Below are 15,269 nucleotides of genomic sequence, written 5' to 3'. Positions count from 1 at the left end.
ACGCGGCCGGGCCCGGCGGCGCTGCGACGCCGGACGCGCCGTCCGCACCGGAGGCACCCTCCGCACCGGCGTCACCGTTCGGTCCCGAACCGACGCCGCCGTCCTGGGACCCGCTCGGCGTCGCACCCTTCGCCTGGGACCTGCCCGAGCCCACGCCCCCACCGCCGCCGGCGGTACCGGCGCCGCCGAAGTCCCGGCTCACCTCCACCGTGCTCGGGATCGCCATCCTGGTCACCGTCGCCGCCTGGGCGGTCGGCGCCGCGACCGGTACCCAGTGGCTCTCCGCCGGACAGCTCGGCGCGGTGGCGCTCGCGGTGATCGGTGTCGGCCTCGTCGTCGGCGCGTTCCTGCGCCGCGGCTACGGCCTGCTCGTGGTCACCGGGCCATTGATCGGCTTCGTGGTGCTGGCATCGCTGATCGGCCCGGTCGACTGGAACAGCCAGAACGTGGGCACCCGGACGTGGCAGTTCACCTCCGCAGATCAGCTCGAGTCCCGGTACTCCGGACAGGTCGGCGACTTCACCCTCGACCTCGGCGGCGTCACCCTCACCAAGGACAGGACGGTCGACATCGACCTGGGCGTCGGCAGCTTCACCGTGCTGGTGCCCCCGAACATGGACGTCCGAAATCACTGCAGCATGGCGCTCGGGGACGTGATGTGCCTGCCCGAGGGCGTCGACGGCGGCGCCGACGGGATCGGCGGACCGGTACTGACCCTTAACCTGACCGGCAAGGTCGGAGATTTGACGGTGGATCGTGGCTGAGTACCAGAACGTAGACGACGACGCCCCCGAGGGCGGCAACACCAGGCAGGCGACCGGCCGACGCCCCGCCGCGGGACTGCTGCTCGCCGGACTGGTCGCGCTGATGGTGAGCGCCTGGTCGCTCATCGGGCCGGAGCACTTCCAGTCCCTCGGCGGCGCCCAGTTCCGCTGGATGATCGTGCTCGCGGCGGTCGCGGTCGGGCTGGTGCTGGTGTTCGCGCCGGGACGCCGGAAGAAGTAGTGCTCGCGATCCCCGACGGCTTCCGCACGAACCTGCGCAGCCACGCCGACGACGCCGACGACTGGCTGGGTCGCCTCCCGGGCCTCGCCGACCGCTACCTCGCCGCGTGGCGCCTGGTCAGGGACGGCAACCACGTCTGGCACGGTTACGTCGGGATCGTGCTCCCGGTCCGCCTGCCCGACGGCACCGCCGCCGCGTTGAAGATCTCCTACCCGTCCCCCGAGTCGGCGCACGAGGCCGCGGCGCTGGCCGTGTGGGCGGGCCGCGGCGCGGTAAGGGCGCTGCGGGCGGACCCGGCGCGCCAGGCGACCCTGCTCGAACGCCTGGACAACACCCGAACACTGCGGGAAGTGCCGGTCCCGCAAGCGATCCGGGTGTGGGGCGAACTGGTCCGCGAGATGTCCGGTCCCGTACCCGCCGGACCGCATGCGTTCGACTCGCTGACCGACCTGGCGAGGCGCTGGCAGCGCGAGCTGCCCGAGCGGTGGGACCGTCTCGGCCGGCCCGGCCCGCCCTGGCTGCTCGACGAGGCGCTGGCCGTGTGCCGGGAGGCGGCGTGCGGCGATCCTGTTTCAGCACAGAACAACCCAGCCCTGACACACACCGACCTGCATTTCGAGAACATCCTCGCCACCCCCGACGGCACGCGGTGGCGGGCCATCGACCCCAAGCCCCTGCTCGGGGTCGCCGAGTTCGCGGTGGCGCCGATGCTCTGGAACCGCCTCGGCGAGCTGGGCGGCGGCGCCGAGTCGTTGCAGGCCCGCTGCGACGCGCTGTCCGAGGCGGCCGGGCTCGACCGGGACCTGGCCCGGCGCTGGTCGGTCGCGCGCGAGGTCGAGAACCACCTCGACTACCTCGAATCCGGCCTGCCCGGCGACGCGGCCCGCTCGCTGTGGGTGGCCACCGCACTCTGCGGGCGCGCGGATCCCGAGGTCGACCCGGCCGGCCTGGCCACGCTCTGACCGGCACCCCGAGACCGCACCCTGAGACGCGGGCGGCAAAGATCCGGGTGCTTCCCGATGGCGCCGAGCGCCTCCCGGCGACGAGCATGGACGTCATGAGCGAGAACCAGATCCCCTTCACCGAATCCGGCCCCAGCAGCACGAAAAGCTCTTTCCTCCAGAACCTTCCGCAGCGACTGCCCGCCGAGGGCATGGCCGCCGGCGTCTGCGCCGGCGTCGCCCGACGACTCGGTGTGGACGCGTGGGCGGTCCGGCTGGCCTTCCTCGCATCGCTGCTGCTCGCCGGCGCCGGCGTCCCGGTCTACCTGGCCGCCTGGCTGCTGATGCGCACCCCCGACGAGACCCGCTCGATGGGCGAGACCCTGCTCGGCGACGGCGCAGGCGGCGAGTCCAAGACCACCGCGCTGGTGCTGGCCACCGCGACCGTGATCACCGCGATCGCGTGTGCCGCACCGGTGGGCGCCGGACTGGTCGGCATGGCGCTGCTGGTCGGCGGCTACCTCTACCTCGACGGCCGCGGCCCCGCCGCGCGCTGACCGTCACCGCGCGGCTCAACTGCCGAAGAGCCCGCCGAACGGCTGCGGCAAACCCTGGTTCCAGTTCCAGTTCTGATTCTGGTTGTTGTTCCAGTCCCGGTTCCAGCTGTTGTTCCAGTCCCGGTTCCAGCTGTTGTTCCAGTCCCGGTTCCAGCTGTTGTTCCAGTTGTTGTTCCAGTTCTGGTTGCCGTGCCCGTGCCCGTGCCCGTGCCCGTTCACCTGGACCACCGGCACCGGCGCGACCGGGTCCGCCGCGGCGGGACCTGCCGCAGCCGTCATGGGGACCAGGACCATCGCACCCGCGACCGCCAGGCCGGCGAGCAGCCGACGCGATCCACGCGTTCCGATCTTCTCGTTCATCGCCACACCCTCCTCGTGCGCTGCCGGGGAAGTGGCCGCGGGTGAGGAGTTTCGTCGTCTACCTCGTGTGCGAGGTGCGAGGTGCGGGGGCGAGCGCTCCGAGCCAGGGGCTGCGCACTTCACCGGCTTCGGCAATGTCTTTCGTCGCATCAACGGTCTGCGACGTTGTAATGCCAGTCAACACCATTTTCGGCGTAGCCGACCTGGCAGTTGACTGTGAATCCGGGTTTCGGCCCCGGAAAGCCGGAAACCCGGCGGGCGCCTACGCGTCCCGCCGGGTCCCGAGGATCACTCCCACTCGATGGTTCCCGGCGGCTTGCTCGTCACGTCGAGCACGACGCGGTTGACGTCCGGTACCTCGTTGGTGATCCGGGTGGAGATGCGCTCGAGCACGTCGTAGGGCAGACGCGTCCAGTCCGCCGTCATGGCGTCCTCGCTGGAGACGGGACGCAGCACGATCGGGTGGCCGTAGGTGCGTCCGTCGCCCTGCACACCGACGCTGCGCACGTCGGCGAGCAGCACCACGGGGCACTGCCAGATCTGGCCGTCCAGGCCCGCCGCCGTGAGTTCCTCGCGGGCGATGGCGTCGGCCTGACGCAGCAGCGTGAGCCGCTCCTGGTTCACGCTGCCGACGATGCGGATCGCGAGACCCGGACCGGGGAACGGCTGACGCGACACGATCTCCTCGGGCAGTCCCAGCGCCCGGCCGACCGCGCGGACCTCGTCCTTGAACAGCAGGCGCAGCGGCTCGACCAGCTTGAACTGCAGGTCCTCCGGCAGGCCACCGACGTTGTGGTGGCTCTTGATGTTCGCGGTGCCGGTGCCGCCGCCGGACTCGACGACGTCCGGGTACAGGGTGCCCTGGACCAGGAAGTCGACGGTTTCGCCGTGTGCGGCGCTCTCGCCGAGCACCTCGGACACCGCGCCCTCGAAGCTGCGGATGAACTCGCGGCCGATGATCTTGCGCTTCGTCTCGGGGTCGGACACGCCGTCCAGCTCGCCGAGGAAGGTGTCGACCGCGTCGACCGTGATCAGCTTGGCGCCGGTGGCCGCGACGAAGTCCTGCTGGACCTGCTCGCGCTCACCCGCGCGCAACAGCCCGTGGTCGACGAAAACGCAGGTGAGCTTGTCGCCGATCGCGCGCTGCACGAGGGCCGCGGCGACCGCGGAGTCGACGCCGCCGGACAGCCCGCAGATCGCCTGGCCGTCGCCGACCTGCTCGCGAACCCGCTCGATCAGGTCCTCGGCGATGTTGGCCGCGGTCCAGGTCGGTGCGATGCCCGCGATCTCGCGGAGGAAGCGGCTGAGCACGTGCTGCCCGTGCGGGGAGTGCAGCACCTCGGGGTGGTACTGGACGCCGGCCAGGCGCTTGGCCCGGTTCTCGAAGGCGGCGACGGGGGCGCCCGCGCTGGTCGCGGTCACCTCGAAGCCCTCCGGGGCGTCGGTCACGGCGTCGCCGTGGCTCATCCACACCGGCTGCAGCTCGGGCAGGCCCTCGTGGAGGAGGCCGCCGTCCACGCTCAGCTGGGTGCGGCCGTACTCACGGGTGCCGGTGTGGGTGACGGTGCCGCCGAGCGCACCGGCCATCGCCTGGAATCCGTAGCAGATGCCGAACACCGGGATGTCATGGTCGAACAGCCGGGCGTCGAGCTGCGGTGCTCCGTCGTCGTACACGCTGGACGGGCCGCCGGACAGGATCACCGCCGCGGGACGACGGGCCACGATCTCCTCGACGGTCGCCGTATGCGGGACCACCTCCGAGTAGACGTTGGCCTCCCGTACCCGGCGAGCGATCAGCTGCGCGTACTGCGCCCCGAAATCGACGACGAGAACGGGATTCTGCTGGGAGGAGCCGGGGTGCTGGGTGTCTGCCACGACGATCAGTCTAGTCAGCGCCCGGACTCCCCCGCCCACACCCCCGCGGAGCAGGCCCTCTGCCTCCCCGCGGCGGCCCCACTCAGGCCACGTCGGACGCCTTCGCGGCCTTGCCCGTGCGCACCTCGACGATCGGCAGCACCAGGGCCGCCGGTGAGGACGCGGGCACCACGGGGCTGTTCGGCGCCACCGGGCTGATCCGTCGGTAGGCCTCGCCCTGGGCGGGCCGGCTGTCCTGCTCGCCCTTGTTCGGCCACAGCGACGCGGCCCGCTCGGCCTGCGCGCTGATGGTCAGCGACGGGTTCACCCCGAGGTTGGCCGACACCGACGCCCCGTCCACCACGCTCAGCGTCGGGTAGCCGTACACCCGGTGGTACGGGTCGATGACGCCGCGACTCGGGTCGGCACCGATCGCGCAGCCGCCGAGGAAGTGCGCGGTGAGCGGAATGTTGAAGATCTCGCCCCAGGTGCCGCCCGCGACGCCGTCGATCTTCTCCGCGATCCGTCGGGTGGCGTCGTTGCCGGCCGGGATCCACGTCGGGTTCGGCTCGCCGTGGCCCTGCCTGCTGGTGACCTTGCGCCCGAACACGCCGCGCTTGGTGTACGTGGTGATCGAGTTGTCCAGGTTCTGCATGACCAGGGCGATGATGGTGCGCTCGCTCCAGTTCCTCACCGTGAGCATGCGCAGCATCTGCATCGGGTTCTTCGCGACGACGCCGAGGAACTTCACCCAGCGCGGGGTGGTGCCGCCGCCGTCGGTCATCAGGGTCTGCAGCAGCCCCATCGCGTTGGAGCCCTTGCCGTAGCGGACCGGCTCGATGTGGGTGTCCGCGGTCGGGTGGAACGAGGAGGTGATCGCCACGCCCCGGGTCAGGTCCATGGCGGGGTCGACGTCGTGCCTGCCCGCGCCGACGATGGACTCGGAGTTGGTGCGGGTGAGCTCACCGAGGTGGTCGGACAGCCTCGGCAGCGCACCGGTGTCCTTCATCTTGTGCAGCAGGTGCTGGGTGCCCCACGTGCCGGCGGCGACCACGACGTGCTGCGCGGTGTAGGTCTTGTTGTTCTTGCGCACCTTGGCGCCGGTGCGGCGGGTGGCCACGTCCCAGGTGCCGTCCGAGGCCTCGAACAGCCCGGTCACGGTGGTCATCGGGACGATCTGCGCGCCCGCCTTCTCGGCCAGGCCGAGGTAGTTCTTGAGCAGGGTGTTCTTGGCGCCGTGCCGGCAGCCGGTCATGCACTCGCCGCACTCGATGCAGCCGGTCCGCGCCGGGCCGACGCCGCCGAAGTACGGGTCCTCGACGGTCTTGCCGGGTTCGCCGAAGAACACGCCGACCGGGGTCTGGATGAACGTGTCGCCGACGCCCATGTCCTCGGCCACCGACTTGATCACCTCGTCCGCGGGCGTCATGTGCGGGTTGCGGACCACGCCGAGCATCTTCTGCGCCTGCTCGTAGAACGGGCTGAGCTCGTCGTGCCAGTCGGTGATGTCGCGCCACTGCGGGTCCTGGAAGAACGACGCGGGCGGCTTGTAGAGCGTGTTCGCGTAGTTCAGCGAGCCGCCGCCGACCCCCGCCCCGGCCAGGATCAGGACGTCGCGCAGCAGGTGTACGCGCTGGATGCCGTAGCAGCCCAGTGCCGGCGCCCACAGGAACCGCTTGAGGTCCCAACTGGTCTTCGCGAAGTCGGCGTCGGCGTACCGCCGACCGGCCTCGAGGATGCCGACCCGGTACCCCTTCTCCACCAGCCGGAGCGCGGTGACGCTGCCACCGAATCCGGAGCCGATGACCAGGACATCGAAGTCAGTCGCGCGCTTGCTCATGGAGACCTCCACCGTGAACCAAAGGTTGTTACTCGCCAGTATGCACCGACCCCCTGTGACCGAAGCCACAGGGGGTCGCCTAACTGTAACGCCAGGTATCGGTAACGGCCTGGAAAGCGCTCGGCGGAGCGGGTCAGGCGCGGACGGTCAGCCCGACCTTCTGGAACTCCTTGAGGTCGGAGTACCCGGACTTGGCCATCGAGCGGCGCAGTCCGCCGACCAGGTTCAGCGACCCGTACGGGTCGTCGGACGGGCCGGTGAGCACCTGGTCCAGGCTGGGCCGGTCGCCGAACGAGACCGGCAGCATGGCGCCGCGCGGCATCGAGGGGTGCGCGGCCGCGGACGGCCAGTACCAGCCGCCGCCCGGTGCCTCGGCGGCCACGGCCAGCGGGGCACCGAGCACCGCGGCGTCCGCACCGCAGGCGATGGCCTTGGCCAGGTCCCCGGAGGTGCTGATGTCGCCGTCGGCGATCACGTGGACGTAGCGTCCGCCGGTCTCGTCGAGGTAGTCGCGGCGGGCGGCCGCGGCGTCGGCGATCGCCGTCGCCATCGGGACGCCGATGCCGAGCACCTCGCCGGTGGTGGTGGCGCCCGCGGTCGAGCCGTACCCGACGATGACGCCGGCCGCGCCGGTCCGCATCAGGTGCAGGGCGGTGCGGTGGTCGCTGACGCCGCCCGCGACAACCGGGACGTCCAGCTCGGCGATGAACGTCTTCAGGTTCAGCGGTTCGTCGCCGTTCGCGACGTGCTCGGCCGAGATGATCGTGCCGTGGATGACGAGCAGGTCGATGCCGGCCTTCACCAGTGCCGGGGTCAGGGCGCGCGCGTTCTGCGGGCTGACCCGGACAGCGACGGTCACGCCCGCGGCCCGCACCTGCGCGACCGCGGCCGCGAGCAGCTCCGGCTGGATCGGGGCGGCGTGCAGCTCCTGCAGCTTGGCGATCGGCGCATCGGCATCGACGTCGGACTCGGCGATCTGCACCAGCTCGGCGATCTTGGCCTCGACGTCGGCATGCCGACCCCACAGCCCCTCACCGTTGATCACGCCGAGGCCGCCGCGCTTGCCCAGCTCGATCGCGAACGCCGGCGAGACCAGCGCGTCGGTCGGGTGGGCGAGCACCGGGATGTCGAAGCGGTACGCGTCGAGCTGCCAGGCCGTCGACACCTCCTTGGACGAACGTGTCCGCCGGGAGGGGACGATGTCGATGTCGTCCAGCTCATAGGTGCGACGGGCCGTGCGGCCCATGCCGATCTCAACGAGGTCGCGCACGCGCGCCCCTTTCTTCGATGTGGCTGATGGTTGCCTGGATCAGGCGGGAACTTACGCGTCCGCGGTCAGCGCGCGACGTAGTTCGGCGCCTCGACCGTCATGGTGATGTCGTGCGGGTGGCTCTCCTTGAGGCCCGCCGCGGTGATCTGCACGAACTGCGCCTCCTGCAGCTCCTCGATGGTGCCGGAACCGGTGTAACCCATGGCCGCACTCAGTCCGCCGGTGAGCTGGTGGATCACCTGAGAGAGCGGGCCGCGGAACGGCACCCGACCCTCGATGCCCTCGGGGACCAGCTTGTCCTCGGCGAGCACGTCGTCCTGGAAGTAGCGGTCCTTGGAGTAGGACTTGGCCTGCCCGCGGCTCTGCATCGCGCCGAGCGAGCCCATGCCGCGGTAGCTCTTGAACTGCTTGCCGCCGACCAGGATCAGCTCGCCCGGGGACTCCGCGGTGCCCGCGAGCAGCGAACCCAGCATGGCCGTCGACGCACCGGCCGCGAGGGCCTTCGCGACGTCGCCGGAGAACTGCAGGCCACCGTCCGCGATGACCGGCACACCGTGCGGCTTGCACGCCGCGACGGCCTCGAGGATCGCGGTGATCTGCGGCGCGCCGACGCCGGCGATGACGCGGGTGGTGCAGATCGAGCCCGGCCCGACGCCCACCTTGACCGCGTCGACGCCCGCCTCGACCAGCGCCAGGGCACCGGCCCGGGTGGCGACGTTGCCACCGATGAGCTGGACCCGGTCGCCCACCTCGCGCTTGAGCTTCGCGATCATCTGCAGGATGTTGACCTGATGGCCGTGCGCGCTGTCKACCACGAGCACGTCGGCGCCCGCGTCGGTCAGCATCATCGCGCGGGCCCAGGATTCGTCGCCGACGCCGACCGCCGCACCGACCAGCAGCCGGCCGTCGCGGTCCTTGGTGGCGTTCGGGTGCTGTTCGGTCTTGACGAAGTCCTTGACCGTGATCAGACCGGTCAGCTTGCCCTGGCCGTCGACGATCGGCAGCTTCTCGAGCTTGTGCCGGCGCAGCAGGCCGAGCGCGGCCTCCGCGGTGACGCCCTCGCGGGCGGTGATCAGAGGCGCCTTGGTCATGACCTCGGACACCGCGCGGTTCTGGTCCACCTCGAACCGCATGTCGCGGTTGGTGATGATGCCGACCAACTGGCCGGCGTCGTCGGTGACCGGCAGTCCGGAGATCCGGAAGCGCGCGCACTGTGCGTCGACCTCGGCGATGGTGTCGGTCGGCTTGCAGGTGACCGGGTCGGTGATCATGCCCGCGTCGGAACGCTTGACCGTCTCGATCTGGCCGGCCTGGGCCTCGGCCGAGAGGTTGCGGTGCAGCACGCCCATGCCGCCGGCGCGCGCCATCGCGATCGCCATCCGGGCCTCGGTGACCGTGTCCATCGCGGAACTCACCAGCGGGACACGGAGGCGGATCTCGCGGGTCAGCTGGCTGGAGGTGTCGACCTGGCTCGGGATGACGTCCGACGCGGCGGGCAGCAGCAGCACGTCGTCGAACGTGAGACCCAGCATCGCCACCTTGTCCGGGCGATCTCCGCCGGTGCGCACGTGTCCTCCGGATGTACTCATACGGCTCGGGACCTTTCCTGGAACTGTGGGGCGGCACCACATCGGGGGCTCGTGACCCTCGTGGGCGCGAATGCGGCGGGAGTGCTCGGACGAGGGGAAGAACGCTCGACTGGGGGCGGATTCTTCCCTCAGCCCGGACACCATGGTATCGGCTGCACTCACCCGCGGGCGAACGTGGTGAGTGTGACGGGTGGCGCAGACCCACTCGGCCTGCGTACCGTGGTGCTGTGCGTGATCAACTGCCCCCCGGTCTGCCGCCGGATCCGTTTGCCGGTGACCCTGCAGACCCCTCCGCCGCCCTCGACGCGATCGAGCCCGGTCAGCCCCTCGACGCCCAGGAGCGACTGGCCGTCGAGGAGGACCTCGCCGACCTCGCCGTCTACGAGGCACTGCTCGGCCACCGCGGCATCCGCGGTCTGGTCGTGTGCTGCGACGACTGCCAGCAGGACCACTACCACGACTGGGACATGCTGCGAGCCAACCTGCTCCAGCTGCTGGTCGACGGCACGGTCCGCCCGCACGAGCCGGCCTACGACCCAGTCCCCGAGGCCTATGTCACCTGGGACTACTGCCGCGGCTACGCGGACGCGTCGATGAACGAGGCGCTGCACGGCGACGGCTTCGACCTCTAGACCGAACGCAGACGAACGGCCCGACAAGTCATCTTGTCGGGCCGTTCGTCTGCGTTGAGCGCTGTCCGCGCCGGTGTTGCCGTGACCGCCGCCGGTGCGGCTAGCTGGTCGCGGGTGAAGTCAGATCCCTCGGCGTCGCGACCGTCGTCGAGGCGGGCGGCGGCGGGGTCGTCGTCGCGCTGGGCACCCCGGTCGGCGGTTCGCCCGGTCCCGGCTTGGGCGTCGGCGAGGGCGAAGGGGACGGCTGCGGGGACGGCGACGGGGACGGGGACGGCGCCGGTGTGGTCGGCTCCGACGTCACCGGCGGCACGCTCGGGACCACCGGCAGTTCGGTGAGCCCCGGCGGCACCGTGGTCGCCGGCACGCCAGGCACCGTGGTGACGGGCGGGGCCGGCGCGGTGGTGGTGACGCCGGCCGCGGCACTCTCCCCGGGAGTGGTGGTCACCGGGCTGGTCGGGGCGCCGCTCTTTGCGGCATCGGCCATCAGCTTGTCCATCCGGGCGGTCAGCGCGTCCCGCTTGTCGGACTCGTTGACATCCGTGACCCGCTTGCCCGCCGACTGCAGCAGTTGGACCGCCGCTGTCGAGTCGCCGGCCTTGATCAGCCGCTCGGCTTCCTCGAGATTCGTGGTGGTGTCGATGCTGGCGACGGTCGAGTTCGCGCGCTCGGTGAACACGACCTCCTTGACCTTCCACAGCGGATCACCGGGCACGGCGTTGTACGAGAAGACGGTGAGACCGGCCATCACGACGGCCACGGCGGCGGCCGCACCCGCGATCGGACGCAGCAACCGGAGGCCACGACGACCGTGGCGACCCGCACCGGAGAGTTGGTCGTCGACTGCCGCGACCACCCGGTCGAGGGTCGGCTCGGCCGGCATCGCCGGCGCGAGGATCTCGGCCCGCCAGTCGGCCAGCAACGCCGCGAGCTCGCTCTCCTCGGGGCTGCCGGTGGCCACTGAGCGGCCGCCCGAGAGCGCGTCGAGCAGGGCGTCGTCGCGTTGGACTTCCGCCAGGTCGAACGGCGTCGATGCGTCGACGTCGGCCGGATCACCGGCGGTCGGCGTCGCGCCTCGGGCGAGATCGGCATCGGACGTGGAGTATTGATCCGCCCGCCGGTCGTCTTCGCCGTGCTTGCTCCCCCTAGCCATACATCTCACCCGCTTTCGCTACTTCGGTTTTGAGTTTCGTGAGCGCCCGGTGCTGGGCAACTCGGACGGCACCCGCGGTACTCCCCACCGCGGCGGCCGTTTCTTCGGCGGACAGCCCGACCACCAGCCGGAGAATGATGATCTCCCGATGCTTCTCGGAGAGCGTCGCCAACAGCGTCTTCATCTGCCGGCCGGTCTCCGAGTCGAGCGCGAGCTTCTCCGGTCCTTCCTCGGTCGAGACGACGTCGGGCACCTCTGCCATCGACTCCGCCTTGTTACGTCCGGCGTTGCGATGCGCGTCGGCGACCTTGTGTGCGGCAATCCCGTACACGAAGGCCATGAAGGGCCTGCCCTGATCTCGGTACCGCGGAAGCGCGGTCATCACAGCCAGGCACACCTCCTGCGCCACGTCGTCCGCGGAAAGCTGTCCTCTTTCCGCGACTCCGACCCGTGACCGGCAGTAACGCACGACCATGGGTCGGACTGTCTCCAACACTCGAGCCAGGGCAACCCGGTCGCCCTGCGCTGCCGCAGCGACTGCCGAGTCCAATTCCTCGCTCGTAGTAGTCATCGTGAGAGATCGTCCTGGCGTTACAGGGACGCCCACACGGGGCGTACCCACCTGGCGGTGGAATAGTCGAAGGATAGCGACAGACCCTCACGGGTTTCTGAATCGCCCACCCCAGTCACGGATCTGGCGTCGACACGCGTCCCGGACCGCGGCTGCCTCCGGACTCGGCTGCACGCCGTTGAGCAGCATCGCCGCCGCCCACCGCAGCGGAACCAGTCCGTGTTCGGCACAGCTTTCGACAATTTCCGCGGCGGGCGCGGCGGCCGCCGCGGGATCCGGCCCGGCGCTGACCGCGGCGGCCAGCAGCAGCTTCGACTTGACCTGGTGGCGCACCGAGTCCGTGTCCCGCGCCAGCTCGACGGCCAGCCCCGCGTGCCGGTGGCCGCGGTCGGGGTCACCGGACGCCAGGGACATCTCGGCGGTGACCCAGTTCAACCGGATCTGCTGGCGCCACAACCGCGGGTCACCGGCGTCGAGGAGTTCGGCGCACCGCGCCAGCAACCGGAAACCGAGGTCCAACCGGCCGCAGCCGAGGGCGTCGGCGGCCAGTCCGGTCAGCGCGTCGGCGCGGGCCGCCCGGACGCGCACCCCGGCCGGGTCCGCGGCCGATCCGAGCACACCCAGCGCCCGGCCGTCGAACCCGGACGCGAGTCGGTGCCACCCGAGCTGACGCAGCAGCGACGCCTCGGTGCTCGACGCCAGCGACGACACCACGGGATCCGGCCGGCCGGCGGCAACCCGGTTCAGTTCGGTGTGCGCCGCGGCGTAACGACCCTGCCCGCCGAGGGCGACCGCCCGCAGCCAGTGCCCCTCGGCGGTCTCCGCCTGCGGCAGTTCCCGCGTCCCCGGCCGCGGGCCGAAGGCGGCACCGGCCAGCAGGCCCACCCCCGGGTCGGCATCGGACTGGGTGACGTCGGACCGGTCGGCGTCGGACTGGTCGGAGAGGAGGGGAGGCACGGCGTAAGAGTAGGTCCCGCGGCCCGGTCCCCCACCACCCGCCGGCGGACAAGGCGCCCCGCGGCGGACGAGTGGGACAATTCGCCGCCGCCGCTCTCACATACCCATTCACGCCGGACCTGTCTATAGTTTTCCTCTCATTTACATTCAGTACATTCAGCATAAGGATTGCTGTTCAATGATCCGGATTCTCCGACCGCGGGGGCTGCGCCACGCCGTGCACGAATAGGACCTGACCACTATATTCACTTCCAGGCCCAGGCTGTCCGCGGCCAACCGTGGATCCAATCGCAGCCGTCTGAATCACAATTCGGTGTCGATGTCGATGAACGGAATGTTAATTTCGTGCTGCCGCGCTATGGAAATCGCCACTCACGAAAGTATTGACTCCATTTCCGTCACACCTCTAACGTTGCGAAGGGAATTGAATACGCGACCTTAGGAGATGACATGCCGCAGCCGAATCACCTCCCCGGCCCCAACGCCGATATCTGGGACTGGCAGATGCACGGACTCTGCCGCGGAGTCGACTCCTCGATGTTCTTCCACCCGGACGGGGAACGCGGCCGGGCCCGAGCGCAGCGCGAGACGCGAGCCAAGGAGATGTGCCACCGGTGCCCCGTGCTCGCGCAGTGCCGCAGCCACGCCCTCAGCGTCAGCGAGCCGTACGGGATCTGGGGCGGCATGTCGGAAGCCGAACGGGAGATGCACGCCCGTCGCGGCCGCCACCGCATCGCGGTGTGACGTGAGGACCGGCCGATGCGAAGGCCCCCGGACGAATTTCCGTCCGGGGGCCTTCGTGTGTGTCACGACAACGCGTGTGACGTTCGAGCGTGCCTAGTGGCTGTGGCCGTGCCCGTGGTCCTCGACCGCGTCGACAGGCTTCTCCACGACGGCGCTCTCGGTGGTGAGCACCATCCGCGCGACGGAGACGGCGTTGACGACCGCGGAACGGGTCACCTTCACCGGGTCCACCACACCATCGGCGAGCAGGTCGCCGTAGGTGAGGGTCGCGGCGTTGAAGCCATGGCCCTTGGGCGCCTCGGCGACCTTGCTGACCACGACGGACCCGTCGACGCCGGCGTTGGTGGCGATCCAGAACAGCGGCGTGCTCAGCGCGACCCGCAGGACCTCGACACCGGTCGCCTCGTCACCGGTGAGCGATGCGGCAAGGGCGGCGAGGCCCTGACCGGCCTGCACCAGCGCGGAACCGCCGCCGGGGACGATGCCCTCCTCGACCGCGGCCTTGGCCGCGTTGACCGCGTCCTCGACCCGGAACTTGCGCTCCTTGAGGTCGGTCTCGGTGGCGGCGCCGACCTTGATCACCGCGACGCCGCCGGCCAGCTTGGCGAGGCGCTCCTCGAGCTTCTCGCGATCCCAGTCGGAGTCGGAGTTCTCGATCTCACGGCGCAGCTGGCCGACCCGGGTGGCGATGTCCGCCTCGGTACCCGCACCGTCGACGATGGTGGTCTCGTCCTTGGTGACCACGACGCGGCGTGCGTTGCCCAGCAGCTCGAGGCCGGCTTCCTTGAGGGAAAGCCCGACGTCGGTGTTGATGACGGTGCCCGCGGTGACGACCGCGAGGTCGTCGAGGAACGCCTTGCGGCGGTCGCCGAAGAACGGCGCCTTGACCGCGACCGCCTTGATCGTCTTGCGGATGGCGTTGACCACCAGCGTGGAGAGCACCTCGCCCTCGACGTCCTCGGCGATGATCAGGAGCGGCTTGCCGGACTCGGCAACCTTCTCGAGCAGCGGCAGGACGTCGGGCAGGGAGCTGATCTTGTCGCGGACGAGCAGGATCAGCGCGTCCTCGAGGATCGCCTTCTGGGCGTCGACGTCGGTGACGAAGTAGGGCGAGAGGTAGCCCTTGTCGAACTGCACGCCCTCGGTGACGACGAGCTCGGTCTGCGTGGTCGAGGACTCCTCGATCGTGACGACGCCGTCGACGCCGACCCGGGTCATGGCCTCGCCGACCAGCTCGCCGATCTCCGCGTCACGCGAGGAGACGGTGGCGACCTGCGCGATGGCGGCCTTGCCCTCGACCGGGGTGGCGGCCGCGAGCAGTGCCTCGACGACCAGGTCGGCGCCCTGGGCGATGCCCGCCCCGAGGGAGATCGGGTTGGCGCCTGCGGCGACGTTCTTCAGGCCGCCGCGGACCAGGCCCTGCGCGAGCACGGTGGCGGTGGTGGTGCCGTCGCCGGCGACGTCGTTGGTCTTGGTGGCGACGCTCTTGACGAGCTGGGCGCCGAGGTTCTCGAAGGGATCCTCGAGCTCGATCTCACGGGCGATGGAGACGCCGTCGTTGGTGACGGTCGGGCCGCCGAAGGCCTTGGCGAGGACGACGTGCCGGCCGCGGGGGCCGAGGGTCACCTTGACCGCGTCGGCCAGCTGGTCGACGCCGCGCTCGAGCGCACGACGCGCCTTCTCGTTGAACTCAATCTGCTTGGACATAGTACGTAGCTGCTCCTGGCTCGGGAGGGTCCGTCAACGCGATCCGCCCCGGGGTCACCGAGAAGAGGGGACACCGGGGCGGACTGCGAGTG

General features: G+C 70.5%; 14 protein-coding genes and 1 pseudogene. 6 read left to right on the top strand and 9 right to left on the bottom strand.

Annotation, left to right across the window (positions count from 1 at the left end; all coding sequences use genetic code 11):
• The 4 genes and pseudogenes from AC1DU4_RS17840 to AC1DU4_RS17825 form a co-directional block, all read left to right on the top strand.
• Positions 1-764 (top strand): annotated as a pseudogene (locus tag AC1DU4_RS17840) (PspC domain-containing protein); the annotation flags it as partial.
• Positions 757-1,005 carry a hypothetical protein gene (locus tag AC1DU4_RS17835; RefSeq protein ID WP_477842010.1) on the top strand — a complete coding sequence of 83 codons (249 nt, stop codon included), beginning with the start codon at positions 757-759 and terminating at the stop codon, positions 1,003-1,005. The pseudogene AC1DU4_RS17840 and the gene AC1DU4_RS17835, both read left to right, overlap by 8 nt.
• On the top strand, positions 1,005-1,967 hold the full coding sequence (locus AC1DU4_RS17830; RefSeq protein ID WP_477842008.1) for an aminoglycoside phosphotransferase family protein: 963 nt from the start codon (positions 1,005-1,007) through the stop codon (positions 1,965-1,967). Before AC1DU4_RS17835 ends, AC1DU4_RS17830 begins: the two co-directional genes overlap by 1 nt.
• Positions 1,968-2,062: 95 nt before the next feature.
• Positions 2,063-2,503 carry a PspC domain-containing protein gene (locus AC1DU4_RS17825; RefSeq protein WP_477842006.1) on the top strand — a complete coding sequence of 147 codons (441 nt, stop codon included), beginning with the start codon at positions 2,063-2,065 and terminating at the stop codon, positions 2,501-2,503.
• Between the two features lie 15 nt (positions 2,504-2,518).
• Here the strand turns inward: AC1DU4_RS17825 and AC1DU4_RS17820 are convergent, their stop codons facing one another.
• The 5 genes from AC1DU4_RS17820 to guaB form a co-directional block, all read right to left on the bottom strand.
• Positions 2,519-2,863, bottom strand: a complete 345-nt coding sequence (locus AC1DU4_RS17820; RefSeq protein ID WP_477842004.1) for a hypothetical protein — start codon at positions 2,861-2,863, stop codon at positions 2,519-2,521.
• Positions 2,864-3,151: 288 nt separating this feature from the next.
• Complete coding sequence (gene guaA / locus AC1DU4_RS17815) at positions 3,152-4,738, bottom strand: glutamine-hydrolyzing GMP synthase (protein WP_477842002.1); 1,587 nt, start codon at positions 4,736-4,738, stop codon at positions 3,152-3,154.
• Between the two features lie 82 nt (positions 4,739-4,820).
• Positions 4,821-6,557, bottom strand: a complete 1,737-nt coding sequence (locus AC1DU4_RS17810) for an FAD-dependent oxidoreductase (RefSeq protein WP_477842000.1) — start codon at positions 6,555-6,557, stop codon at positions 4,821-4,823.
• 133 nt (positions 6,558-6,690) lie between these two features.
• Positions 6,691-7,827: a GuaB3 family IMP dehydrogenase-related protein gene (locus AC1DU4_RS17805; RefSeq protein ID WP_072843757.1), complete on the bottom strand. Its 1,137-nt coding sequence runs from the start codon at positions 7,825-7,827 to the stop codon at positions 6,691-6,693.
• 65 nt (positions 7,828-7,892) lie between these two features.
• Positions 7,893-9,416 carry an IMP dehydrogenase gene (gene guaB / locus AC1DU4_RS17800; RefSeq protein ID WP_477841998.1) on the bottom strand — a complete coding sequence of 508 codons (1,524 nt, stop codon included), beginning with the start codon at positions 9,414-9,416 and terminating at the stop codon, positions 7,893-7,895.
• A 227-nt stretch (positions 9,417-9,643) separates the two neighbouring features.
• On the opposite strand from guaB, the gene AC1DU4_RS17795 reads away from it, so the two are divergent.
• On the top strand, positions 9,644-10,048 hold the full coding sequence (locus AC1DU4_RS17795) for a DUF5319 domain-containing protein (RefSeq protein WP_072843759.1): 405 nt from the start codon (positions 9,644-9,646) through the stop codon (positions 10,046-10,048).
• Positions 10,049-10,148: 100 nt separating this feature from the next.
• Here AC1DU4_RS17795 and AC1DU4_RS17790 read toward each other — a convergent pair whose 3' ends face one another.
• From AC1DU4_RS17790 to AC1DU4_RS17780, 3 genes are all read right to left on the bottom strand, one after another.
• On the bottom strand, positions 10,149-11,198 hold the full coding sequence (locus tag AC1DU4_RS17790) for an anti-sigma-D factor RsdA (RefSeq protein ID WP_477841996.1): 1,050 nt from the start codon (positions 11,196-11,198) through the stop codon (positions 10,149-10,151).
• Positions 11,191-11,769, bottom strand: coding sequence for a sigma-70 family RNA polymerase sigma factor (locus AC1DU4_RS17785; protein WP_072843760.1), 579 nt, complete (start codon positions 11,767-11,769; stop codon positions 11,191-11,193). The genes AC1DU4_RS17790 and AC1DU4_RS17785 overlap by 8 nt, the downstream gene beginning before the upstream one ends.
• Before the next feature lie 87 nt (positions 11,770-11,856).
• Complete coding sequence (locus AC1DU4_RS17780; protein ID WP_477842012.1) at positions 11,857-12,648, bottom strand: hypothetical protein; 792 nt, start codon at positions 12,646-12,648, stop codon at positions 11,857-11,859.
• A 528-nt stretch (positions 12,649-13,176) separates the two neighbouring features.
• Between AC1DU4_RS17780 and AC1DU4_RS17775 the strand changes: the two genes are divergently transcribed.
• Positions 13,177-13,470, top strand: a complete 294-nt coding sequence (locus AC1DU4_RS17775; protein WP_072843761.1) for a WhiB family transcriptional regulator — start codon at positions 13,177-13,179, stop codon at positions 13,468-13,470.
• Between the two features lie 93 nt (positions 13,471-13,563).
• Here the strand turns inward: AC1DU4_RS17775 and groL are convergent, their stop codons facing one another.
• Entirely contained in the window at positions 13,564-15,177 is a 1,614-nt protein-coding gene (gene groL / locus AC1DU4_RS17770; RefSeq protein ID WP_072843762.1) for a chaperonin GroEL, read from the bottom strand.
• Positions 15,178-15,269 lie beyond the last annotated feature (92 nt).

It is taken from the genome of Rhodococcus sp. P4_F5 (assembly GCF_056401315.1).
The sequence above is the reverse complement of the archived record's forward strand: the minus strand, read 5'-3'. Positions and strand labels throughout refer to the sequence as shown.

Coding starts and splice junctions, on each gene's coding strand:
- groL (WP_072843762.1), bottom strand. CDS start 15,177: ATGTCCAAGCAGATTGAGTTCAACGAGAAGGCGCGTCGTGCGCTCGAG.
- AC1DU4_RS17790 (WP_477841996.1), bottom strand. CDS start 11,198: ATGGCTAGGGGGAGCAAGCACGGCGAAGACGACCGGCGGGCGGATCAA.
- AC1DU4_RS17785 (WP_072843760.1), bottom strand. CDS start 11,769: ATGACTACTACGAGCGAGGAATTGGACTCGGCAGTCGCTGCGGCAGCG.
- AC1DU4_RS17825 (WP_477842006.1), top strand. CDS start 2,063: ATGAGCGAGAACCAGATCCCCTTCACCGAATCCGGCCCCAGCAGCACG.
- AC1DU4_RS17810 (WP_477842000.1), bottom strand. CDS start 6,557: ATGAGCAAGCGCGCGACTGACTTCGATGTCCTGGTCATCGGCTCCGGA.
- AC1DU4_RS17820 (WP_477842004.1), bottom strand. CDS start 2,863: ATGAACGAGAAGATCGGAACGCGTGGATCGCGTCGGCTGCTCGCCGGC.
- AC1DU4_RS17775 (WP_072843761.1), top strand. CDS start 13,177: ATGCCGCAGCCGAATCACCTCCCCGGCCCCAACGCCGATATCTGGGAC.